Raw genomic sequence first — 21,307 nt, forward strand, 5'->3', positions numbered from 1 at the left:
CGATTTGGCCGAGAAAGACAAGAAAAAAGACAAGAAACAAGACAAATGAAAAAAATATCGCTGGTTGGCACGTGGCTCGGCTGCGCGCTGGTGATGGGATTTATCGGTACCGCGCAAGCGCAGTCGGCGAGCGATCCGACCGATGCGGGCAAGGCGGTGTTCAAGCGCGGCAATTGCGTCGGCTGCCACAAATGGCACGGCAATGGCGGCGGCGGCTATGGCGGCGACGCGCTGTCGCTGCGCAAGACCGAGCTGACCCGCGAGCAGATCATCGAGACCGTGACGTGCGGCCGGCCGGGCACCGGCATGCCGTTCTTCGTGCGCGGCTCCTACGACACCACGAAATGCTACGAGATGACCCGGCAGGACGTCGCGGACCGCATGCCGCCCGAAGCGAATGTGTTCCTGCGGCCGAACGAGATCGAGGCCGTCGCCGACTACGTGCTCGCCCGCGTCAAGGGCAAGGGCGAGCCGACCTACGATGAATGCATCGCGTTCTTCGGCGATGGCTCGCGGGTCTGCAACATCTACAAGGAGGCCGGCCACGCCGCCGCGCCGTCCGATCAGAGCGAGAAGGCAAAGCCATGAGCAAGCAAGGATCGGCAATCCGTGGCTTGGTCTTCGCTGTCACCGTCATGGCAGCGGTGCCGGCGATGGCGACCGCGGGAGACCTGCGCGACATCAGCGTCGGAATGGCGATCAGCAGCGTGCCGGACGCGGGCTACATCAACCTGACTTGCGTCGGCGAGAAGACCCACAGATTGGCTGACTGGGCGCAATGGCAGGCTTGCCAGGCCGGACGGGACCAGCTGCGCGGCATCCGCTTCGAGTACGATCGCGAGAGTGGGCGGGAAGGCACCATGGTCGGCGGCCATCCCGCGATCCTCACCGTCATGATCGACAAGGACGCCAAGATCGCGGCGCTGATGATCGAGACCGATCCGAAGGCGCGGCTCTATCTGCGCAAGAAGGCCTTCCTGCTCGGCCTGCAGGCGAGGTCGCGCTATGGCGAGGACGGCTGGACCTGTTCCAAGGCACAGCCGGGCGCCGACAAGCAGGAGGTCGGCGGCGTATTTGTCGACGAGAAATGCACCAAGACGATCGACGGCCGCACGGTCGAGATCGAGCGCCATCTCTACCGCGAGCCGAACAAGGAGCTCAAGGACATGACCGACGAGACCCGCATCACGATCCGCCGCGCCGGGTCCTGAGCTGCAAACTGAAATAGCCAAATTTCAGCTGCCTAACTGATCTAAAATGACTCTCTTTCTTTTCGTCATGGCCGGGCTTGTCCCGGCCATCCACGTCTTTTCTTACGCGATTGCAGCGAAGACGTGGATGCCCGGCACAAGGCCGGGCATGACGGAGCTAGTCTAATGCCGAGCCAGCAGCACCACGACGATCAGGGCCAGGATCGCGCACAGCACCTTCCAGAAGGTCACGGGATCGCGGTCGTGCAGCGATTTGCGGGTGGTGACGGCGGGGCCGGCCCAGGTCGCGCCGTTTTCCAGTTCGTGCGCGAATTCGATGGCATCGCCGAAGCGTTGTGCCGGGTCGACGCTGAGCGCCTTGCCGATCACCGCGTCGAGCCAGGCCGGCAGATCCGGCCGGTAGCGCGACAGCGGCGCGGGCTTGCCGAAGCGCGGCCGCGAGAACGGCTCGATCTCGCCGAACGGATAGTTCGCGGTGAACATGCGGTAGACCGTGACGCCGAGCGCGAACAGGTCGGAGGCCTCGTCGCCGGCCTTGCCGCCGAACAGTTCGGGCGCCATGTAGCTCGCGGTGCCCGGAATGTCCTCGGCGGGAAAATCCTCCAAGAGCGGCACCCGCGCGACGCCGAGATCGACAAGGCGCAACCCGCCGTCCTTCAGCAGGATCACGTTGTCCGGCTTGATGTCGCGATGGATGATGCCGGCGCGGTGCAGCGCGGTGGCCGCACGCACCAGCTTGGTTGCGATCGCGATGCCGTCGGTGAGCGACAGCCGCGGCGCGCGACCAAGCCGTTGCTCCAGTGTTTCGCCCTGGTAGAGCGGCATCGCCGAATAGAGCCTGGTCTGCCGCTCCGCCGGCACCTCGATGATTTCGCCGATCCAGAGGCTGCGCACACGCGCGGCGACCCAGGCCTCGCGCACGAAGGCGAGGCGGTAGGAGCCTTCGCTCGCGACCCGCGGATGTGGAAACTTCAGCACCACTTCGCGGCTGGCGCGCTTGTCGATCGCCTTGAACAGGCGGCTGTAGCGCCCGTCGGACAAGACGTCGCCGAGGCTGAAATCGTCGATCGTATCGCCGGTCACCGGCAAATCGAGGATCGGCAGCGTCGCGATCGCGTGGGTAAGGTCGTCGCGGTCCGCCGGCGGCAGGTCGACGACGTCGAGCACCAGCGCGGTCGTGTTGTCGCTGCTGCCGGCCGCGAGGGCGGCGTCGACGATGCTGCGCGCGGACTCGTCGGGCGGCGTGCGTTCCTCCAGCAATTGCTGGAGACGCAAATCGCCGAGCGCGCCGTGAACCCCGTCGCTGCAGATCAGCAGGCGATCATGCTGCCGGAGCCCGAGGGACGTGTAGTCGAAGCGGGCGAACTCCTCGAAACCGATGGCGCGGCTTAGCATGTGGGCGAGGTCGCCGCGGCCGGCGATATGGTCCTGCGTCAGGCGTTCCAGCCGGCCGTCGCTCAGGCGATAGGCACGGGTGTCGCCGATATGGATCACATGGCATTGCCGCCGTGACAGGATGATCGAGGAGAACGCGCAGGCCATGCCGCTGCGCGCGGCATCGACGCGGCCCTGGCCGTGGATCCAGCTGTTGGCGGCTTCCAGCGCCCGCGCGGCGCGGCGGCGGACGCCGAGCGTCTCGGGCAACGAATAATAGGCGTCGATGAAGCTGCGGACCGCGACCTCCGCGGCCTCGCGTCCGCCCTTGTGGCCGCCGACGCCGTCGGCGACCGCGGCAACCACGTCGCGATGCAGCGAGCCCGGCTGGCCCAAGCAGGCCGCGACATAGTCCTCATTGGCGGCGCGCTTGCCGGTCTCGCTGGCGAAGCCGACGCGCACCCCCAAGTCCCGTTGCGAACCGTTCGCCACGTCCGAGCCCCGTCACGTTGCGGAGCGGAGTCCTCAGACGCGCGCTCCCGATACCGCGCCCCAGGTGGTGCGCCAGCGAACCTTGACCATGGCAAGTCCGATGAAGCCAAGCAACGCCAGCCCGCCGAAGAACAGGAAGCCGGCGCCGAAGCCGCCGGTCATGCCCTTGGCGGCGCCGAGCGTCTGGGCGAGGAAGAAGCCGCCGACGCCGCCGGCGCAACCGACCAGCCCGGTCATCAGGCCGATCTCGTGACGGAAGCGCAGCGGGATCAGCTGGAATACCGCGCCGTTGCCCATGCCGAGCGCCAGCACGCCGATCGAGAACAGCAGCACCGAGATCCAGGCGATGCGCGGCAGTTCGGTCAACGCCCAACCGGCCTGCGTCGGCGCCGTCGGGCCCTCCGGCATGAAGGCAATGACGAGATAGGCCGCGACCACGACACCGAACAGGATCGACAGCGAACGGATGCCGCCGATCCGGTCGGCGATCATGCCGCCGACGGGACGGAATCCCGAGCCGAACGCGACGATCAGCGCGACCAGCATGCCGGCCGCGACGCCGGAGACATGATACTGCACGGTGAAATAGAGCGGCAGCGCGTTGGCGAGGCCGACGAAGCCGCCGAAGGTGATGAAGTAGAAGAACATGAACCAGCGGCTGTCGGAATCCTTCAGCAGTGCGCCGTAGGCCTGCAGCGAGACCTTCTTGCGCTCGCCCGGCGCGTCCTTGGCTGCGACCGCGTAATAGGCGAGCACCATCAGCATCGGAATAAGCAGGCAGCCGAACACGGCCTGCCAGCCCCAATGCTCGGCAATGGTCGGCGCGAGCAGCGTGTCGAGCACGACGCCCATATTGCCGGCACCGGCAATCCCCATCACCACGCCCTGATATTGCGGCGGATACCAGCGGCTCGCCTGGGGCAGGGCGACGGCGAACGAGGCGCCGCCGACGCCGAGCGCAAGCCCGAACAGCTCGATCGCGAGCTTGCTGGTCAGCCCGAAGTGCCACACCGCAGCAGTCGCGGCGATCACGACGAGCTGGGCGATGATGCCGGTGCGCTTGGCGCCGATGATGTCGGCGAGAATGCCCATCGGCACGCGCAGCAGCGCGCCGGCCAGCACGGGAATGGCGACCAGGGTGAACTTCTCGTTCACGGCCAGATTCATGTCTCGCGCGATGTAGACGATCAGCGGTCCGAGCGCGACCCACGCCATGAAACTGATGTCGAAGTACAGGAACGCGGCAAGCAGTGTCGGCCAGTGACCTGCCTTCTTGAACTCGGCTAGCTTCATCGCAAGCATCTCGCGTTGATGCGGCGGAGGCAGCCGCGAAAGCGCGGCCACCTCAGGCGCAGACAAATGGAATGTTGGTGAATGGGAGTGCGCTCGTCGTTGAGACGCACTCCGTCAACAGCTGGGGTCAGCAATTACCGTGCCATCGATCAGGTCGTGTCGCTTTGCCGTGCAGTCGCAAGACGTTGCCGCGCAATCGCGAACAGCGTTCCGCCGCCGCGCGTGGCGTGGCTTGCGGCAAGTGCCGCCGCGCAAACGTGCATGCTGGTGCTTTTTTGTGCGATGCGCCAAGTCCCTGCGATCGCGCATCAAATGCGATTTCGCGATCGCATCGCGGCCGGCGATGCTGTGATGCACAAGAGATCATCGGCGTGGCTAAAATTTCGGCCGGCTGTCGGCGCGGCGCGCGGACCGGTGGATTTTGATCGGCCGGAAACCTTTTGATTTTGCAGCCGGATTAGCCCGCCACGAGTTGGCACGCGTTTTGAATATCAATCAATAACGGAACATCGGTCGTCATCGAAGACGGTCTGCGCCCGCGGCTGGGCTTCCTACAACTCCAAACCTTTATCGGTGCCCATCAACGACGCACGCCGCGTCGCTGCGCAGCGCCGTCGGAATTGAAAGGCAGACCATGCTCGACAAAGTGACCAAGCAGAAGCTCGTGGTGATCGGCAACGGGATGGCCGGCATCCGGACGGTCGAGGCGCTGCTGGAGCGCGCGCCCGATCTCTACGACATCACGGTGTTCGGCTCCGAGCCCTACGGCAATTACAACCGCATCCTGCTGTCGCCGGTGCTCGCCGGCGAGAAGACCGTCGACGACATCATGCTCAACACCGTCGACTGGTACGAGGACAACAACATCACGCTGCGCAAGGGCGAGACGATCACCATGATCGATCGCCGGACCTGCGAAGTCGTCACCGAGGCCGGCGAGCGGGTGCCCTATGACCGCCTCTTGATCGCGACGGGCTCAAACCCGATCATGCTGCCGCTGCCGGGCAAGGACCTGCCGGGCGTGATCGGCTTCCGCGACATCTATGACGTCGATCGCATGATCAAGGCCTCGACCGACTATCGCAACGCGGTGGTGATCGGCGGCGGCCTGTTGGGCCTCGAGGCCGCCAATGGGCTGATGAAGCGCGGCATGAACGTCACGGTCGTGCATCTGCTCGACACGCTGATGGAGCGTCAGCTCGATCCGGTGGCCGGCGGCCTGTTGCGCAAGTCGCTGGAAGAGCGCGGCATGGTGTTCAAGATGCCGGCGCAGACCCAGGCCATCCTGGGCGAGGACCGCGTCACCGGCGTGCGGTTCGGCGACGGCACCGAGCTGCCGGCCGATCTCGTGGTGATGGCGGTCGGCATCCGTCCGAATTTTGAGCTCGCCAAGAAGGCCGGGCTCTACTGCGAGCGCGGCATCGTCGTTTCCGACACCATGCAGACCTATGACGGCCGCATCTACGCGGTCGGCGAGTGCGTGCAGCACCGCCGCCAGACCTACGGTCTCGTCGCGCCGCTGTTCGACCAGGCCAAGGTCTGCGCCAACCACCTCGCGATGAAGGGGTTTGCCACCTATGACGGCTCGGTCACCTCGACCAAGCTGAAGGTCACCGGCATCGACCTGTTCTCCGCCGGCGACTTCGCGCCGGGGCCGGACAAGGAGGAGATCGTGCTGCAGGACGCCAACCGCGGCGTCTACAAGCGCATCATCCTGAAGGACAAGAAGATCGTCGGCGCCGTGCTCTATGGCGACACCATCGACGGCCCCTGGTACTTCCAGCACCTGCGTGACGGCACCGACGTCTCGCATATGCGCGAGCGCCTGGTGTTCGGCGCCGCCAATCTCGGCGATGGCGGCGTCAGCGGCCAGAGCTCGGTTGCCGCGATGAGCGACGAGACCGAGATCTGCGGCTGCAACGGCGTCTGCAAAGGTGCCATCGTCAAGGCGATCAGCGAGAAGAAGCTGTTCACGCTCGACGACGTCCGCGCCCATACCAAGGCATCGTCGTCCTGCGGCTCCTGCACCGGCCTTGTCGAGCAGGTGCTGGCGTTCACGCTCGGCGGCGACTATTCGGCGGCGCCGAAGGTCAAGCCGCTGTGCAAATGCACCGATCACAGCCACGACGACGTTCGCCGCGTGATCGTCGAGCAGCAGCTCAAGACCATTCCCGCGGTCATGCGCTTCATGGAGTGGAAGACCCTGAACGGCTGCCACTCCTGCCGTCCGGCGCTGAATTACTATCTGCTCGCGACCTGGCCCGGCGAATATCGCGACGACCAGCAGTCGCGCTTCATCAACGAGCGCGTCCACGCCAACATCCAGAAGGACGGCACCTATTCGGTCGTGCCGCGGATGTGGGGCGGCGTCACGACGCCGAGCGAGCTGCGCGCGATCGCCGACGTCGCCGAGAAGTTCAACATCCCGACGGTGAAGGTCACCGGCGGCCAGCGCATCGACCTGCTCGGCGTCAAGAAGGAGGACCTGCCGGCGGTGTGGGCCGACCTCAACGACGCCGGCATGGTGTCGGGCCACGCCTACGCCAAGGGCCTGCGCACGGTGAAGACCTGCGTCGGCTCCGAATGGTGTCGCTTCGGCACCCAGGATTCCACCGGCCTCGGCGTCAAGCTCGAGAAGTTCATGTGGGGCTCGTGGACGCCGGCCAAGGTCAAGCTCGGCGTCTCCGGCTGCCCGCGCAACTGCGCGGAAGCGACCTGCAAGGACGTCGGCGTGGTCTGCGTCGATTCCGGTTACGAGATCCATTTCGCCGGTGCCGCCGGACTGCACATCAAGGGCACCGAGTTCCTGACCAAGGTCGAGACCGAGGACGAATGCCTCGAGGTGATCGTGGCGCTGACCCAGTTCTACCGCGAGGAGGGCTGGTATCTCGAGCGCATGTACAAATGGTGCGACCGCGTCGGTCTCGAGCAGATCAGGAAGCGGGTGATCGACGACGTTGCGAACCGCAAGGCGCTGTTCGCCCGCTTTGCCTATTCGCAGCAGTTCGCGCAGACCGATCCGTGGGCCGAGCGTGCCAGCCGCGGCGTCGATCGCAACGAGTTCGCGCCTCTCGCCGAATTGGAGCTCGCATGACCCAGTGGATCGAAATCGGCGCATTGACCGACATTCCGCGGCTCGGCTCGCGCGTGGTGCGCACGCCGGGCGGTAACATCGCGGTGTTCCGGACCGAGAGCGACGAGGTGTTCGCGCTCGACGACCGCTGCCCGCACAAGGGCGGGCCGCTGTCGCAGGGCATCGTGCACAACAAGCGCGTGACCTGTCCGCTGCATAACTTCGTCATCGAGCTGGCGAGCGGGCAGGCGGTCGCGCCCGACGAAGGCTGCACGTATACCCACCCGGCCAAGGTCGAGAACGGCGTTGTCTGGCTGTCGGTGCGGCAGGCGGCGGCGGTGAGCTGAGCGGTCAGGCAATGTCCGTCAAGACCACGTGTCCCTATTGCGGTGTCGGCTGTGGCGTCATCGTGTCGAAAGACGCGGCGGGCGCCGTCCAGGTCGAGGGCGACAAGCAGCATCCGGCCAATTTCGGCCGGCTCTGCAGCAAGGGCTCGGCGCTCGCCGAGACCATCGATCTCGATGGGCGTCTGCTCGAGCCGATGGTGGACGGCGCGCCGGCGGCGTGGGACGACGCGCTCGATCGTGTCGCCGATGGCTTTAGCAGGATCATCAGGGAGCACGGGCCCGACGCGGTCGCGTTCTATGTTTCCGGCCAACTGCTGACCGAGGACTATTACGTCATCAACAAGCTCACCAAGGGCTTCGTCGGCACCGCCAATATCGACACCAATTCGCGGCTGTGCATGGCCTCCAGCGTCGCGGGGCACAAGCGCGCGTTCGGCAGCGACACCGTGCCGGGCTGCTATGAGGATCTCGAGCAGGCGGACTTACTCGTGCTGGTGGGCTCCAACGCCGCCTGGTGCCATCCGATCCTGCACCAGCGCATGCTGGCGGCGAAGGAGAAGAATCCGGCCTGCAAGATCGTGGTGATCGATCCGCGCCGCACCGCGACCTGCGAGGGCGCCGATCTGCATCTGCCGCTGCGCTCGGGCAGCGATTCCGTGCTGTTCAACGGCCTGTTCGCCTTTCTCGCCGGCAGCAACGCGGTCGACCGTGGCTTTGTCGGCAATTGCACGACGGGTGTGGTCGACGCGCTGAAGCAGGTCGGCGGCCAGACCGTGGCGCAGACCGCGGCGACCTGCGGCCTGACCGAAGGCGCGGTCGGGCTGTTCTTCGACTGGTTCACGCGCACCGAGCGCGTCGTCACGCTGTATTCGCAAGGCATCAACCAGTCGTCGAGCGGCGTCGACAAGGTCAACGCCATCATCAATTGCCATCTCTTGACTGGACGCATCGGCCGTCCCGGCATGGGGCCGTTCTCGCTGACCGGCCAGCCCAACGCGATGGGCGGCCGCGAGGTCGGCGGGCTCGCCAACCAGCTCGCCGCGCATATGGAGATCGAGAATCCCGCGCATCGCGAGCTGGTGCAGCGGTTCTGGCGTGCGCCAGTGATCGCGGAGAAGGCCGGGCTGAAAGCGGTCGACATGTTCGACGCGATCGCCGACGGCCGCATCAAGGCGGTGTGGATCATCTCGACCAATCCGGTGGTGAGCCTGCCGGATGCCGATCGCGCGCGCGCCGCGCTCGACGCCTGCGAGCTCGTCGTGGTGACGGATTGCATGCGCGACACCGACACCACGCGCCATGCGGACGTGCTGCTGCCGGCACTGGCGTGGGGCGAGAAGGACGGCACCGTCACCAATTCTGAGCGCCGGATCTCGCGGCAGCGGCCGTTTCTCGCAGCGCCGGGCGAGGCGCGCGCCGACTGGCGCATCATCTGCGACGTCGCCGCCCGGATGGGATATTCCGGCTTCGATTATGCCTCGGTGGCCGAGGTGTTCCGCGAGCACGCCGAACTGTCCGGCTTCGAGAATAGCGGCCGGCGCGATTTCGACATCTCGGCGCTGGCGGCGCTGGACGATACCGCCTATGACGCGCTGGCGCCGGTGCAGTGGCCGGTGACGTCGGACCATCCGGCCGGCACGTCGCGGATGTTCGAGAGCCAGCAATTCTTCACGCCGGACCGCAAGGCGCGCTTCGTACCGGTGGCGCCGCGCGCGGCGCGCCACGCCACCAGCCGCGACTTTCCCCTGGTGCTCAACACCGGCCGCGTGCGCGATCAGTGGCACACCATGACCCGGACCGGCAAAACCGGCCGGCTGCTGGCGCATGTGTTCGAGCCCTATGCCGAGTTTCACCCCGAGGATGCGCGGCAGGCCGGGCTGCAAAACGAGGGATTGGTGCGGCTGACCAGCAGCTGGGGCGAGATGATCGCGCGCGTCGTGGTCAGCGCCGACCAGCGCCGCGGCTGCGTGTTCGTGCCGATGCACTGGAACGCGGAGTTCGCCGGCGAGGGGCGCGTCAACGCGCTGGTCAATCCGGCGACAGATCCAGTGTCCGGCCAGCCGGAGTCCAAGCACACGCCGGTCAAGGCCGATCCCTATACGCCGAAATGGCACGCCTTCATCCTGAGCCGCGACGCGATCAGGCGTCCGGCAAGCGGCTATTGGGTTTACGGCAAGGCCGGTGATTGCACGCGGCTGGAGCTCGCGCTCGACACTCGCCCGGAGAGCTGGCGCGACTGGGCGAGGGCGCAGCTCGGCCTCGACGGTGTCGAGATCGAGTGGATCGCCTATCGCGATCCCGCGGCGGGACGCTTTCGCTACGCGGCGGTGCGCGACGGCGGGCTCGAGGGCTGCGTGTTCATCGCGCCCGATCACGCGCTGCCGTCGCGCGCCTGGCTGACCGGGCTGTTCGCCGAGCAGCAATTGTCGGCCAATGCGCGGATGTCGCTGCTCGCGGGAAGGCCGTTCGGCGCGGGCGAGGATGTCGGCCCGATCGTCTGCTCCTGTTTCAGCGTCGGACGGCACCAGATCACCGCCGAGATCAAAAAGGGCGCCGACAGCGTCGATGCGATCGGCCGCTGTCTGAAGGCCGGCACCAATTGCGGCGGCTGCAAGCCCGAGATCGGCAAGCTGATCGGCGCCACCGCGCAGCCGCGGCAGGCGATCGCGTCGTAGGTCGCCGCGCCAGGGCCCAGCCGAGAAATGCGCGATTCAAGATTGTTGCGGCGCAAATTGACCGTGAGCCCTATTTCTACGGCCGCAATTTCCTGATGTGATCTTCAATATTGCGAGCCAGTTTGCGGTTACCCCTGCTGAGGCGCGCCGTGCCGATCACCATCATGTCGTGACCAAAGCCATAGAACAGGAAGGACATTACATGCCTTCACGCCGTCATCTTCTGACCGGCGCCGTCGCGACCGGTGTCGCGCTGTCAATGCAACGCGCCACTGTAGCAGTCGCGCAGCAAAAACGAGTGATCGTCGATTCGCAGGTTCACCTGTGGCCGGCAAGCACTCCGGAGAGACCCTGGCTCCCCGGTGCCAAGCCGCAGCTCCCGGAGCCCTTCACCATCGAGCGAGTCATTCCACTGATGGACGAGGCTGGCGTCGATCGCGTTGTCATCGTTCCGCCAGTGTCGCTTGAAGGTGAGCGCATCGATTATGCCCAGGAGGCAGTCAGACGGTACCCGGGCCGCTTCGCCATCATGGCGCGTGTCGCCCTCGACAAGCCCGACCGCGCGGCACGGCTTGCGACTTGGCGCGACCAGCCCGGCGTACTGGGCGTGAGGTTGAACGTCGGCCCCGGCGAAGCGGCGTGGCTGACAGACGGAACCGCGGACTGGTTCTGGCCGGCGGCGGAGAAGGCCCGCCTGCCGGTGATGTTTCTCACTGAGGGGCAGACGTCGCTGTTCGCCCGCATCGCCGAGCGGCACCCGCAACTTACGCTCATCATCGATCACATGGGCGTCGGCGCGGGACTTCGCCCTCGTCCCGGCTCATCGGAAAACAACATGGTGCCGGAGGCTATCGTCCAGGCGGCCGCGCTCGCAAAATATGCGAATGTATCGGTGAAGTTGTCGTCGGTCCCGCTGATTTCGACTGAGCGATATCCATTCCGCGACGTGATCCCGCACATCCACCGCCTGTTCGACGCCTACGGCCCGGAGCGCTGCCACTGGGGGACCGATCTAACCAACTCATTCGCCCGGGCCACTTACCGGCAGCGCGTGACGCAATTCACCGAGGAGCTTCCGTTCCTCAGCGATAGCGACAAGGACTGGATCATGGGCCGCGCGATCCTGGCGCGGCTTCGCTGGACGTCGTCCTAGCAGCCGCGGCAGATGCTCTTCAGCTTGCTGTTGAGCAGGCGGTCCTCTTCGTCGGAGGCCGCCTTGGTGTAGGGGTCGTTGCCGTGGCGCTTGTCGTCGGCAAAACTGCCGGCGCCAGTGGCGCCGCCCACGTGCATGCCGTGCATCGCGTGCCCGCCGCCATGGCCGTGGCCGCCGCGCGCGTCCACCGCCGGCATCGCGACCGCAAGCAGCGTCAGCAGCAGCCCGACTGTCGTGATCGTCCGCATGTTTTCCTCCTCGTCGCGGCAAAATACCGCTGACGCTGAGGCAAATCGGTGTCGGTCATCTTCACAATTTCGCGTGGCGGCAATCGGAGCCGCACCGCTCTGGCCCGCGATCCGGGCCGGCCGGTTCCGGCCAAATACCGCCGGTGCGCCGCACATAGGCCGCCCGGGGATGGCTTCATGCCGACAATGCAGTGCTCGTCACACCAAAATGGTGTATCGGCAGGCTTGAGCGCGCGCGGGCAGCGGCCCGGTGCGACACAATCAAGATATCGCAAGATTTGGAGGAAGGTTCATGTCGGCTCTGCCACTCTCGGGCATCAAGATTCTCGACCTGACGCGGGTGCTCGCGGGCCCGCTGTCGGCCCAGATGCTGGCGGATCTCGGCGCCGAGGTGATCAAGATCGAGCGGCCCGGCGGCGGCGACGACGCCCGCGCCTTCGGCCCGCCCTATCTCACCGATCCCGAAGGCAAGCAGAACAACAACAACTCGTTCTACCTCTGCGCCAACCGCAACAAGAAGTCGGTCACCGTCAACATCGCCAAGCCGGAAGGGCAGGCGATCATCCGCGAGCTCGCCAAGACGGCCGACGTGATGATGGAGAACTACAAGGTCGGCGACCTCAAGCGTTACGGTCTCGACTACGAGACCATCAAGCAGCTCAACCCCGGTATCATCTATTGCTCGGTGACAGGTTTCGGCCAGACCGGACCTTACGCGCCGCGCGCGGGCTATGATGCGATCCTGCAGGCGATGGGCGGCCTGATGAGCGTCACCGGCCATATCGACGGCGAGCCCGGCGAGGGCCCGATGAAGGTCGGCCCCTCGATCGTCGACTACATGACCGGCATGAACACCTCGATCGGCATCCTCTCGGCGCTCTACCATCGCGACGCCAACAACGGGGAAGGACAGCATATCGACGTCTGCCTGTTCGACACGGTGATCGCATCGCTGTCGCACTGGCTGCAGATCTACCTCGTCAATGGCAAGACCCCGCCGCGCCGCGGCACCTGGGGCAATGGCGGCATGCCGGCCGGCGTGTTCCGCTGCACTGATGGCGAGCTGATGCTGGTGGTCGGCAATGACGGCCAGTTCCAGCGCACCTGCGCCGTGCTCGGCGAGCCCGAGCTCGCGAACGACAAGCGCTTCGTCAAGAACAACGACCGCGTCGTGCACGGCAAGGAGATCATGGCGATCTTCGCCGGGCTGTTCCTGAAGCATCCGGTGGCCTACTGGCTGGAGAAGCTCGAGGAGGCCGGCGTGCCGTCGGGCCCGATCAACAATTTCGAGCAGGTGTTCAGCGATCCGCACGTGCAGTCGCGCGGCATGCGGGTCAAGGTCGATCATCCGTTCGAGCCGAACCTGTCGCTGATCCGCAACGCGCTGACCTTCTCGGGCACGCCGATCACCGAATACCGCGCCCCGCCGCTGTTGGGGGCCGACACCAAGGAGATCCTGGCGACCATCGGCTATGACGACGCCAAGATCGAGGGACTGAAGGCGCAGGGGATTCTGTAGGCACTGACTTCGAGGCCGCGGGCGGTGGAGTTTCTCCGTCATCCTGAGGTGCGATCTCTTGCGAGCCTCGAAGGATGAACGGCCCCGCTGGTGGCCGTCGACCCTTCGAGACGCGCGCAAGGGCGCGCTCCTCAGGGTGACGGGACCAGGGTCGTCATTCCGCAACAACACTTCGACCAGCATCGAAGCATCATTGACATCCGCCTGCTAGGTTGGCGCCATCGATCCTCATCGAAGGTGCCAATCATGAAACGTGAAGTGGTCCGCGTCGAACCGATCTCGAGTTGGCTGGAGCGCTGGAAGGCGCCGGCATCGCCGGTGACCCGGGCCGGCAACATGGTGTTCGTCTCCGGCCTGCCGCCGTTCGATCCCGCGACCGGCGAGTTCGCCGCCGGCGCGTCGATCGAGCGGCAAAGCGAGCTGGTCATGGAGCAGCTCAAGCAATGCCTCGAGGCGGCCGGCGCCACGCTCGACAATGTGATGAAGTGCAACGTGCCGGCGCGGATCTTCGTCTGCATCCCGGAATGGACCGGGCCGTTCGACGTCGAGATCGACTGCATCGCGATGGTGTAAGGGCAGAGCGCCGCAGCGGCGCCCTCGCTTCACAAATCCTGCCGCGTCAGCCGCCCGTGCATCGCGACCGGTCGCGGCGCCGGCTTGCTCGGCACGTCGCCCATCGTCAGCGCCATCACCGAGACCGTGACCACGCGATCGATGATGCCGCGGACGTCGTCCAGATCGCATTTGCCTTCCGACAGCCGCAGCAGGCGTTCCTTCTCGCGGATGGTGTGATGCGCCATCGCGAGCGCGAAGTGCAGGCCCCAATAGAGCTCGGTGTCGCTGCTGGCCGGCATCGCGCGGCGCATCGCCGCGGCGAACTTGCGCAGGTGATCGACCTCGCGATTCTTGATGCGGCGGATCGGCGGCACGGATTCGATCGAGGCGCGGATCATGAACCGCGCCGCGGTCGAGCCCTCGCGATCCGGCCCGAGGCAGCCGCGCAGGGTGGGGCCGACGAGGGCGCGCATGATGTCCTCGATCGCGGCGCGGCCGCCGCCTTTTTCCTCCGCCGCCCGCAGTTCGTTGAGGCGCTCGCGGTTGGTCTGGATGCTGCGGGTGACGAACAGCTCCGCGATCAATTCGTCCTTGGAGCCGAAATGATAGTTCACCGCCGCGAGGTTGACGTTCGCTTCCGCGACGATGTCGCGCAGCGTGACGTCGCCGAAGCCGCGGTCGGCATAGAGCCGCTCGGCGGCGGCGAGAATGGCGGATCGGGTCTGGTCGCTGGCCATGGCTGAGAGCCTCCGGTCATTCCGGGGCGATGCGCAGCATCGAACCCGGAATCTCGCTCCACAATTTCCGGATTCCGGGTTCAGCCCTGCGGGCTGCCCCGGAATGACGAACGCAAGGTTGCATTTCAAACATTTGTATGAAACTATCGTTTGAACGGTCGGAAATGTCAATCCGCAGATCGCGGGGCAGCATTCTGGCACACCGCCGCCGCCCTTTCGCGAACGCCCTTGCGAGCCGCGGAGGCGGGGTCAACAATGTCGGCAAATGGCTACGGCCCAGGTCATCGGCCCAGGTCAGCGGCCCAAGTCTAGGAAACGAGGAGCGTCCCATGGATTTCACGATGTCGCCCAAACAGAAGGAGTGGCTGGAGCGCGTTCAGGCCTTCATGAAAACGCACGTTCGGCCCGCCGTGCCGATCTACGACAAGCAGGATGCCGAGGGCCCGCGCTGGAAGGTGATCCCGATCCTCGAGGATCTGAAGAAGAAGGCGAAGGCCGAAGGCCTCTGGAACATGTTCATGCCGCCGTCCTCGCATGAGGACGATGAATTCCACGGCGCGGGATTGACCAATCTCGAATACGCGCTGCTGTCGGAAGAGATGGGTCGCATCTCCTGGGCTTCGGAAGTGTTCAACTGCTCCGCTCCCGATACCGGCAACATGGAAGTGTTCATCCGCTACGGCACCAAGGAGCAGAAGCGCAAATGGCTGCGCCCGCTGATGGACGGCGAGATCCGCTCCGCCTTCCTGATGACCGAGCCGGCGGTCGCTTCGTCCGACGCCACCAACATCGAGACCCGGATCGAGAAGGACGGCGATCACTACGTCATCAACGGCCGCAAATGGTGGTCGTCGGGCGTCGGCGATCCTCGTTGCAAGATCGCGATCCTGATGGGCAAGACCGACTTCAACGCCGCCAAGCATCAGCAGCAGTCGCAGATCCTGGTGCCGCTCGATACCCCCGGCATCAAGGTCGAGAAGATGCTGCCGGTGTTCGGCTTCGACGATGCGCCGCACGGCCACGCCCAGGTGCTGCTCGAGAACGTCCGCGTGCCGAAGGAAAACATCCTGCTCGGCGAAGGCCGCGGCTTCGAGATCGCCCAGGGCCGTCTCGGTCCGGGCCGCATCCATCACTGCATGCGCACCATCGGCCAGGCCGAGGAGGCGCTGGAGAAGATGGTGAAGCGGCTCGCCTCGCGCACCGCGTTCGGCAAGAAGATCATCGAGCATTCGGTCTGGGAGCAGCGCATCGGCGATGCCCGCACCGACATCGAGATGAACCGTCTGCTCTGCCTTAAGGCCGCCGACATGATGGACAAGGTCGGCAACAAGACCGCACAGGCCGAGATCGCGATGATCAAGGTCGCAGCTCCCAACATGGCGCTCAAGATCATCGACCAGGCGATCCAGGCCTTTGGCGGCGGCGGCGTCTCCGACGACGCAGGCCTCGCCCGCGCCTATGCCCACATCCGCACGCTCCGTCTCGCCGACGGTCCGGACGAGGTGCACAACCGCGCCATTGCCAGACTTGAACTTCGGAAGTATGCAAACACGTCGCACTGAGCATGATGCGGAACGCATGGCGTTCACGCGCACATCGTGCTCAGAATGAAAAAGAGAGATCAGGCTGGCGTGCCAGCCTGATTGAGGGAGCGCCCCGACGCGCTCCTTGAAAAATCGAGTTGAGGGAGCGTCATCGTGGCGGACGGCGTCAGGAAAGACGAAGAATTTTCCGGCACAAGGGAAGTCGAGGAGCGCCATCGTATCAACGAGGCCAGTCTCGACGCCTGGATGAGGGAACACGTCGAAGGCTATCAGGGCCCGCTCACGGTCCTGCAGTTCAAGGGTGGCCAGTCCAACCCGACCTACAAGCTCGAGACCCCCGGCCGCAACTACGTGATGCGGCGCAAGCCGTTCGGTAAATTGTTGCCGTCGGCGCATGCGGTCGATCGCGAGTTCCGCGTGATCGCGGCGCTTGGCAAGCAGAATTTCCCGGTCGCGAAAGCCTACGCCCTGTGCACCGACGATGCGGTGATCGGCTCGGCCTTCTACATCATGTCGATGGAAGAGGGGCGGGTGTTCTGGGATCCGACGCTGCCGAGCCAGGAGCCCGACGCGCGCCGAAAGATCTTCGCCAGCAAGATCGAGACGCTGGCCAAGCTTCATCTGTTCAATCCCGAGACGATCGGCCTCGGCGATTTCGGCAAGCCCGGCAATTATTTTGCGCGGCAGGTCGATCGCTGGACCAAGCAGTACCGCGCCTCCGAAACCCAGCACATTCCCGAATTCGAGAAGCTCGCCGAGTGGCTGCCGAAAACCGTTCCGGAGCAGAAGCGCGTCTCGATCGTTCATGGCGACTATCGCCTCGACAACATGATCTTCCACGCCACCGAGCCGCGGGTGCAGGCGGTGCTGGACTGGGAATTGTCGACGCTCGGCGATCCCATGGCCGACTTCACCTACCTGTTGATGCAGTGGACCATGCCGGGCCTCGTCAATGCCGATCTCAAGGCATTGAACATTCCGAGCCAGGATGAAGCGGCGCAGATCTATTGCGACGTGACCGGCATCCCGGTGCCGGACCTGAACTGGTATTTCTCCTACAATCTGTTCCGCCTTGCCGGCATCACGCAGGGCATCGCGGGCCGGGTTCGCGACGGCACCGCGGCGAATGCCAAGGCCCTCGAGTCGGCCAAGCGCACCGTGCCGCTGTCGCAGGCGTCATGGGAATACGCGCAGAAGGCCGGCGCAACCTGATTCAGGAAAGCGGCGCGATCCCGCAGGGTTCGCGCCGCCTTGCGTCCGCTTCACCTCGCCCCGCCTGCGGGGAGAGGTAGGATCGCATCGCCAGATGCGATCCGCGTGAGGGGAGTCTCCGCAAACACATTTGTCGCCGTTGATGCGGCGCCGCCGCTGCAAGGTGCGGCATGTTTCCGCATTGTAGCCATCTGTGACTTGAGTTCGCGCTGCCGCTTTGGCAAGTCAGTCCGGTCAACGCCCGCCCTGGTCCTGATCGGACATCTTCATTTTGACCCTTTCCTCCAATCTTCGCGGCAGCCTGTTCATGGCTGCGGCCATGGCCAGCTTCACGGTCAACGACACCATCACCAAGGCGGTGTCGGCGGAGCTCAACATCGGCGAGATCCTGCTGGTGCGCGGCCTGGTTGCGATGGTGCTGGTCGCGGCGCTCGCCTGGTACCGTGACGCGCTGCGCAGTTTCAGCGTGCTGCTGATCTGGCCGGTCGGGCTGCGCGTCCTTGGCGAGATCGGCGGCACGCTAACCTATCTCTCCGCGATCGCGCAGATCCCGCTCGCCAACGCCTCGGCGATCTTCCAGGCGCTGCCGCTGGTCATCACGCTCGGTGCGGCGCTGGTGTTCGGCGAGCCGGTCGGCTGGCGGCGCTGGCTTGCGATTGCGGCCGGCTTCATCGGCGTGCTTGTCATCGTTCGGCCCGGTGCGGAAGGCTTTAGCCAGGCTGCGCTCTTGGCGCTGGCGTCGGTCGGCTTCTGCGCGGTGCGCGATCTCGCCACCCGCCGTATCCCGAAAGAGCTGCCGACCGTGTTCATCACGCTGCTCACCACCGTGACCGTGACGACGGCGGGTGCTGTCGTCCTTGTCCCGCTCGGCGGCTGGCGGCCGCCGTCCGGCACCGCGCTCGGCCTGCTCATATTGGCCGCGGTCCTGATCCTGATCGGTTATCAGTGCATCATCGTGTCGCTGCGCACCGGCGACATCTCGGCGGTGGCGCCGTTCCGCTATACCGCGCTGCCGTGGGCGATGCTGACAGGCTATCTCGCCTTCGGCCACAAGCCCGATGGTCCAATGCTCGCGGGCGCCGCGATCATCGTGGCCTCCGGCCTCTATGCCTTCTACCGCGAGCGCAAGCGCGACAAGCTCCGTCCGGCCGCGACCGGACCGGGCCTGCCGCCGGATGGGCTGTGAGGCATCCGTGATCCTACGCAATCATTTGCAAATCACTTCGCGCAATGCGCGATCAGCCGTGCGACGAATGCGCCGCACGCCTCGAGCTGCGACATCTCGACGAACTCATCCGGCGTATGCGCCTGTGCGATCGAGCCGGGGCCGACCACAACGGACGGCACGTCCGCCATGCTGACGAACAGGCTGGCCTCGGTGCCGAAGGCAACCTTGGCGTGGTCGTTGCGGCCGGCAAATTGCTTGGCGAGCGTGACGATCGCGGCGTCCGCCGCGGTGTCGAGTGCGGGGTAGTCGAGGATCTCCTCGAAGTCGATGCCGCAGTCCGGATGCCGCTTGCGCATGTCAGGCTCGATCTCGGCCTTGGCCCAGGCGATGATCGCGTCCGTCACCTCTCTCGACTCGGTGATGCCGATGCCGCGGCACTCGAATTCCACCACGCATTGGTCCGGCACGATGTTCAGCGCGGCGCCGCCATGCACGATGCTGGTGAGCAGGGTCGAGTGCGGGACATCGTAGAGGCTGTCTCGCTCGGCATCCGCCGCCAGCAGCACGGCGCGACGGCGGATTTCGGCGATCAGGTCGGCGGCATATTCGATGGCGTTGACGCCGTCGGGCGCGATCGAGGAATGGCGGGCGAGCCCGCGGAACGTGGCGCGCACGCCATGCTTGCCCTTGTGACCGATGATCACCTGCATCTGGGTCGGCTCGCCGACGAAACAGCCGAGCGGCTTGATCGGCTTGCGCGCGACCTCGCGCAGCATCGGACGCACGCCGACGCAACCGATCTCCTCGTCATAGGAGATCGCAAGATTGATCGGCGTCTTCAGATCGGCCGCGAGCATCTCGGGAACCATCGCGAGGCAGACGGCGACAAAGCCCTTCATGTCGGTGGTGCCGCGGCCGTACAGCCGGCCGTCGCGCTCGATGAGCTCGAACGGGTTGTGGCTCCAGTCCTGTCCCACAACCGGCACGACATCGGTATGCCCCGACAGCACCAGTCCGGCCTTGTCCTCGGGGCCGACCGTGACCCACAACGAGGACTTCTGCCCGGTTTCATCGACGATGCGCTGTCCCGTGAGGCCAAGCGAGGCGAGGTAGCGCTCGATGTAGTCGATCAGGGGCAGATTGCTGCGGTCGCTGACGGTGTCGAAGGCGACGAGGTCGGCCAAGAGCTTGCGGATGCGGTCGGGACGTTGATTTTGCATTGCCTGTTCGTTTGCGAGGGGATTGTGCGAGGAATGACGAGTGTGCGGGCGATCCTACCAGCGAAGTATAACAGCTGGTGGGCCTGCCGAGGCCAAGCAATATTCGGACCGTTGCCAGCGGTTATTGGAGGTCCAGGCGTGTAGATGGGTAGAGCGAAGCGAAACCCATCAAACATATCCGCGCGGCGCGGTGAGATGATGGGTTTCGTGGAGCTATCAGTCGCGCGCGTTGCGCGGACCTAGCGCGGAACGAAAGGCAAGACTCGGACGATTTATGTCGCGAGAATGCGAAACTGTTCCCCATTCTCGGCTGTCATCGCCCGGCTCGGACCGGGCGATTCAGTACGCCGCGGCCTCTCGGCTCAAGCACAGACGTCTCTGGAGTACTGGATCACCCGCATGCGTATGCGCAGGTGATGACACCGCATTGTTTGGCACTTGAATGCGAACCATCTCCAGCGTCGTCCCGGCGAAGGCCGGGACCCATTACCCCAAATGCCAATGAATGCGCGACGCTGGGGCAACAGCCTTCTTCAACTACTCGACCCTGTGGTTATGGGTCCCGGCCTTCGCCGGGACGACGGTCGTGAATGTGGAGCCATCGGGGCCGCAGCCGGGATAACCACTGGAGACTGCCCTCGCTAGATCGGCTTGCCCGTATAGGGCATCGATGCGGTGAGGCCGCCGTCGACCGGGATGGCCTGGCCGTTGACGTAGGACGCATCATCGCTTGCCAGGAACAATCCCATCGCGGCGAGCTCGTGCGGCTGGCCGGCGCGCTTGAGCGGATTGAGCTGGCCGATCTTGTCGGCGGTGCCGCGCTCCTTGGCGCGATCGAACACCGGTTTGGTCATGCCGGTTTCAATCAGGCCCGGGCACACCGCATTGATGCGCACGCCGGTGCCGGAGAGCGAGTAGGCGGTGGTCTGCACCAGGCTGATGACGCCGGCCTTGCTCGCGCCGTAGGGATGTCCGCTGGCCCCCGACTTCAGGCCCGCGACGGAGGCGGTGCAGACGATCGAGCCGGAGCCTTGCTTCGTCATATGCGGAATCGAATGCTTGATCGCGAGGAACGGGCCGATCAGATTGACGCGCAGCACTTCCTGCCAATGTTCGACGGTCTGGTCGGCGAGCGGGACGAGGCCGCCGCTGACGCCGGCATTGGCCCAGATCGCATCGAGCTTGCCATACTTCGAAACCGCCTTCTCGATGAAGGCCTTCACGTCGCTCTCCGAGCCGGCATCGGCGGTGACGGCCTCGACAGTGCCGCCGGCATCGCGCACCAGCTTGGCGGTCTCGTTGACGCCCTCGGTGCGATCGACCGCGATCAGCTTGGCGCCTTCCCTGGTGAACAGCAGCGAGGCGGCGCGGCCGATGCCGCTGCCTGCGCCGGTGATGATGACGGATTTGCCTTCGAGGCGGCCCATGGGTTTCTCCCTGTTCACGTGATTAGTTCGGGTGGTCCTTGGCGCGTCTGCCGCGCGAC

18 protein-coding genes are annotated in these 21,307 nt (G+C 65.4%); 12 read left to right on the plus strand and 6 right to left on the minus strand.

The window, feature by feature from the left end:
- The first annotated feature begins 93 nt into the window (after nucleotides 1-93).
- Together J2R80_RS24965 and J2R80_RS24970 are read left to right on the plus strand one after the other, a co-directional pair.
- Entirely contained in the window at nucleotides 94-588 is a 495-nt protein-coding gene (locus J2R80_RS24965) for a c-type cytochrome (protein ID WP_035631104.1), read from the plus strand.
- Nucleotides 585-1,211, plus strand: a complete 627-nt coding sequence (locus tag J2R80_RS24970) for a hypothetical protein (protein ID WP_253639608.1) — start codon at nucleotides 585-587, stop codon at nucleotides 1,209-1,211. Before J2R80_RS24965 ends, J2R80_RS24970 begins: the two co-directional genes overlap by 4 nt.
- Before the next feature lie 162 nt (nucleotides 1,212-1,373).
- Here the strand turns inward: J2R80_RS24970 and J2R80_RS24975 are convergent, their stop codons facing one another.
- Together J2R80_RS24975 and J2R80_RS24980 are read right to left on the minus strand one after the other, a co-directional pair.
- A complete protein-coding gene (locus tag J2R80_RS24975; protein ID WP_253639609.1) occupies nucleotides 1,374-3,047 on the minus strand; it encodes a protein kinase in 1,674 nt (557 codons plus the stop codon).
- Nucleotides 3,048-3,110: 63 nt separating this feature from the next.
- The gene (locus J2R80_RS24980) at nucleotides 3,111-4,370 is read right to left on the minus strand and encodes an MFS transporter (RefSeq protein WP_076831717.1); all 1,260 of its coding nucleotides are present in this window, start codon (nucleotides 4,368-4,370) and stop codon (nucleotides 3,111-3,113) included.
- 261 nt (nucleotides 4,371-4,631) lie between these two features.
- Here J2R80_RS24980 and J2R80_RS24985 point away from each other — a divergent pair, with 261 nt between their 5' ends.
- The 5 genes from J2R80_RS24985 to J2R80_RS25005 all read left to right on the plus strand — a co-directional run bounded on the left by J2R80_RS24985 (nucleotide 4,632) and on the right by J2R80_RS25005 (nucleotide 11,618).
- Complete coding sequence (locus J2R80_RS24985; RefSeq protein WP_057019572.1) at nucleotides 4,632-4,814, plus strand: hypothetical protein; 183 nt, start codon at nucleotides 4,632-4,634, stop codon at nucleotides 4,812-4,814.
- A 190-nt stretch (nucleotides 4,815-5,004) separates the two neighbouring features.
- Nucleotides 5,005-7,464, plus strand: a complete 2,460-nt coding sequence (gene nirB, locus J2R80_RS24990; protein ID WP_253639610.1) for a nitrite reductase large subunit NirB — start codon at nucleotides 5,005-5,007, stop codon at nucleotides 7,462-7,464.
- A complete protein-coding gene (nirD, locus tag J2R80_RS24995) occupies nucleotides 7,461-7,790 on the plus strand; it encodes a nitrite reductase small subunit NirD (RefSeq protein WP_253639611.1) in 330 nt (109 codons plus the stop codon). The genes nirB and nirD overlap by 4 nt, the downstream gene beginning before the upstream one ends.
- An 11-nt stretch (nucleotides 7,791-7,801) precedes the next feature.
- The gene (locus J2R80_RS25000) at nucleotides 7,802-10,465 is read left to right on the plus strand and encodes a nitrate reductase (RefSeq protein WP_253639612.1); all 2,664 of its coding nucleotides are present in this window, start codon (nucleotides 7,802-7,804) and stop codon (nucleotides 10,463-10,465) included.
- Between the two features lie 97 nt (nucleotides 10,466-10,562).
- The gene (locus tag J2R80_RS25005; protein ID WP_253639613.1) at nucleotides 10,563-11,618 is read left to right on the plus strand and encodes an amidohydrolase; all 1,056 of its coding nucleotides are present in this window, start codon (nucleotides 10,563-10,565) and stop codon (nucleotides 11,616-11,618) included.
- On the opposite strand, the gene J2R80_RS25010 is transcribed toward J2R80_RS25005, so the two are convergent.
- Nucleotides 11,615-11,866 carry a hypothetical protein gene (locus J2R80_RS25010; protein WP_253639614.1) on the minus strand — a complete coding sequence of 84 codons (252 nt, stop codon included), beginning with the start codon at nucleotides 11,864-11,866 and terminating at the stop codon, nucleotides 11,615-11,617. The genes J2R80_RS25005 and J2R80_RS25010 overlap by 4 nt on opposite strands.
- Nucleotides 11,867-12,158: 292 nt before the next feature.
- Between J2R80_RS25010 and J2R80_RS25015 the strand changes: the two genes are divergently transcribed.
- Both J2R80_RS25015 and J2R80_RS25020 read left to right on the plus strand, forming a co-directional pair.
- The gene (locus J2R80_RS25015; RefSeq protein ID WP_253639615.1) at nucleotides 12,159-13,385 is read left to right on the plus strand and encodes a CaiB/BaiF CoA-transferase family protein; all 1,227 of its coding nucleotides are present in this window, start codon (nucleotides 12,159-12,161) and stop codon (nucleotides 13,383-13,385) included.
- A 246-nt stretch (nucleotides 13,386-13,631) separates the two neighbouring features.
- A complete protein-coding gene (locus J2R80_RS25020) occupies nucleotides 13,632-13,958 on the plus strand; it encodes a RidA family protein (protein ID WP_253639616.1) in 327 nt (108 codons plus the stop codon).
- Nucleotides 13,959-13,987: 29 nt separating this feature from the next.
- Here the strand turns inward: J2R80_RS25020 and J2R80_RS25025 are convergent, their stop codons facing one another.
- Nucleotides 13,988-14,677, minus strand: coding sequence for a TetR/AcrR family transcriptional regulator (locus J2R80_RS25025; RefSeq protein ID WP_057019566.1), 690 nt, complete (start codon nucleotides 14,675-14,677; stop codon nucleotides 13,988-13,990).
- Between the two features lie 329 nt (nucleotides 14,678-15,006).
- Between J2R80_RS25025 and J2R80_RS25030 the strand changes: the two genes are divergently transcribed.
- The 3 genes from J2R80_RS25030 (at nucleotide 15,007) to J2R80_RS25040 (ending at nucleotide 18,619) form a co-directional block, all read left to right on the plus strand.
- The gene (locus J2R80_RS25030) at nucleotides 15,007-16,239 is read left to right on the plus strand and encodes an acyl-CoA dehydrogenase family protein (protein WP_168857056.1); all 1,233 of its coding nucleotides are present in this window, start codon (nucleotides 15,007-15,009) and stop codon (nucleotides 16,237-16,239) included.
- Between the two features lie 135 nt (nucleotides 16,240-16,374).
- A complete protein-coding gene (locus J2R80_RS25035) occupies nucleotides 16,375-17,433 on the plus strand; it encodes a phosphotransferase (protein WP_253639617.1) in 1,059 nt (352 codons plus the stop codon).
- Between the two features lie 271 nt (nucleotides 17,434-17,704).
- Nucleotides 17,705-18,619 (plus strand): DMT family transporter, encoded by a 915-nt coding sequence (locus J2R80_RS25040; protein ID WP_141342957.1) that lies wholly within the window; start codon nucleotides 17,705-17,707, stop codon nucleotides 18,617-18,619.
- A gap of 32 nt (nucleotides 18,620-18,651) precedes the next feature.
- Here the strand turns inward: J2R80_RS25040 and argE are convergent, their stop codons facing one another.
- Both argE and J2R80_RS25050 read right to left on the minus strand, forming a co-directional pair.
- A complete protein-coding gene (gene argE / locus J2R80_RS25045) occupies nucleotides 18,652-19,821 on the minus strand; it encodes an acetylornithine deacetylase (protein ID WP_253639618.1) in 1,170 nt (389 codons plus the stop codon).
- 641 nt (nucleotides 19,822-20,462) lie between these two features.
- Nucleotides 20,463-21,248, minus strand: coding sequence for an SDR family NAD(P)-dependent oxidoreductase (locus J2R80_RS25050; protein ID WP_057019562.1), 786 nt, complete (start codon nucleotides 21,246-21,248; stop codon nucleotides 20,463-20,465).
- Nucleotides 21,249-21,307 lie beyond the last annotated feature (59 nt).

It is taken from the genome of Bradyrhizobium sp. USDA 4541, assembly GCF_024171085.1.
In the GTDB taxonomy this organism is placed as follows: domain Bacteria; phylum Pseudomonadota; class Alphaproteobacteria; order Rhizobiales; family Xanthobacteraceae; genus Bradyrhizobium; species Bradyrhizobium australafricanum.

What these genes read in the sequence shown, in the direction of transcription:
- J2R80_RS24970 (WP_253639608.1), top strand. Translation starts at nt 585, where the DNA reads ATGAGCAAGCAAGGATCGGCAATCCGTGGCTTGGTCTTCGCTGTCACC.
- nirD (WP_253639611.1), top strand. Translation starts at nt 7,461, where the DNA reads ATGACCCAGTGGATCGAAATCGGCGCATTGACCGACATTCCGCGGCTC.
- nirB (WP_253639610.1), top strand. Translation starts at nt 5,005, where the DNA reads ATGCTCGACAAAGTGACCAAGCAGAAGCTCGTGGTGATCGGCAACGGG.
- J2R80_RS25025 (WP_057019566.1), bottom strand. Translation starts at nt 14,677, where the DNA reads ATGGCCAGCGACCAGACCCGATCCGCCATTCTCGCCGCCGCCGAGCGG.
- argE (WP_253639618.1), bottom strand. Translation starts at nt 19,821, where the DNA reads ATGCAAAATCAACGTCCCGACCGCATCCGCAAGCTCTTGGCCGACCTC.
- J2R80_RS25015 (WP_253639615.1), top strand. Translation starts at nt 12,159, where the DNA reads ATGTCGGCTCTGCCACTCTCGGGCATCAAGATTCTCGACCTGACGCGG.
- J2R80_RS24980 (WP_076831717.1), bottom strand. Translation starts at nt 4,370, where the DNA reads ATGAAGCTAGCCGAGTTCAAGAAGGCAGGTCACTGGCCGACACTGCTT.
- J2R80_RS24965 (WP_035631104.1), top strand. Translation starts at nt 94, where the DNA reads ATGGGATTTATCGGTACCGCGCAAGCGCAGTCGGCGAGCGATCCGACC.
- J2R80_RS25000 (WP_253639612.1), top strand. Translation starts at nt 7,802, where the DNA reads ATGTCCGTCAAGACCACGTGTCCCTATTGCGGTGTCGGCTGTGGCGTC.
- J2R80_RS25010 (WP_253639614.1), bottom strand. Translation starts at nt 11,866, where the DNA reads ATGCGGACGATCACGACAGTCGGGCTGCTGCTGACGCTGCTTGCGGTC.
- J2R80_RS25050 (WP_057019562.1), bottom strand. Translation starts at nt 21,248, where the DNA reads ATGGGCCGCCTCGAAGGCAAATCCGTCATCATCACCGGCGCAGGCAGC.
- J2R80_RS25030 (WP_168857056.1), top strand. Translation starts at nt 15,007, where the DNA reads ATGGATTTCACGATGTCGCCCAAACAGAAGGAGTGGCTGGAGCGCGTT.
- J2R80_RS24985 (WP_057019572.1), top strand. Translation starts at nt 4,632, where the DNA reads ATGCTGGTGCTTTTTTGTGCGATGCGCCAAGTCCCTGCGATCGCGCAT.
- J2R80_RS25020 (WP_253639616.1), top strand. Translation starts at nt 13,632, where the DNA reads ATGAAACGTGAAGTGGTCCGCGTCGAACCGATCTCGAGTTGGCTGGAG.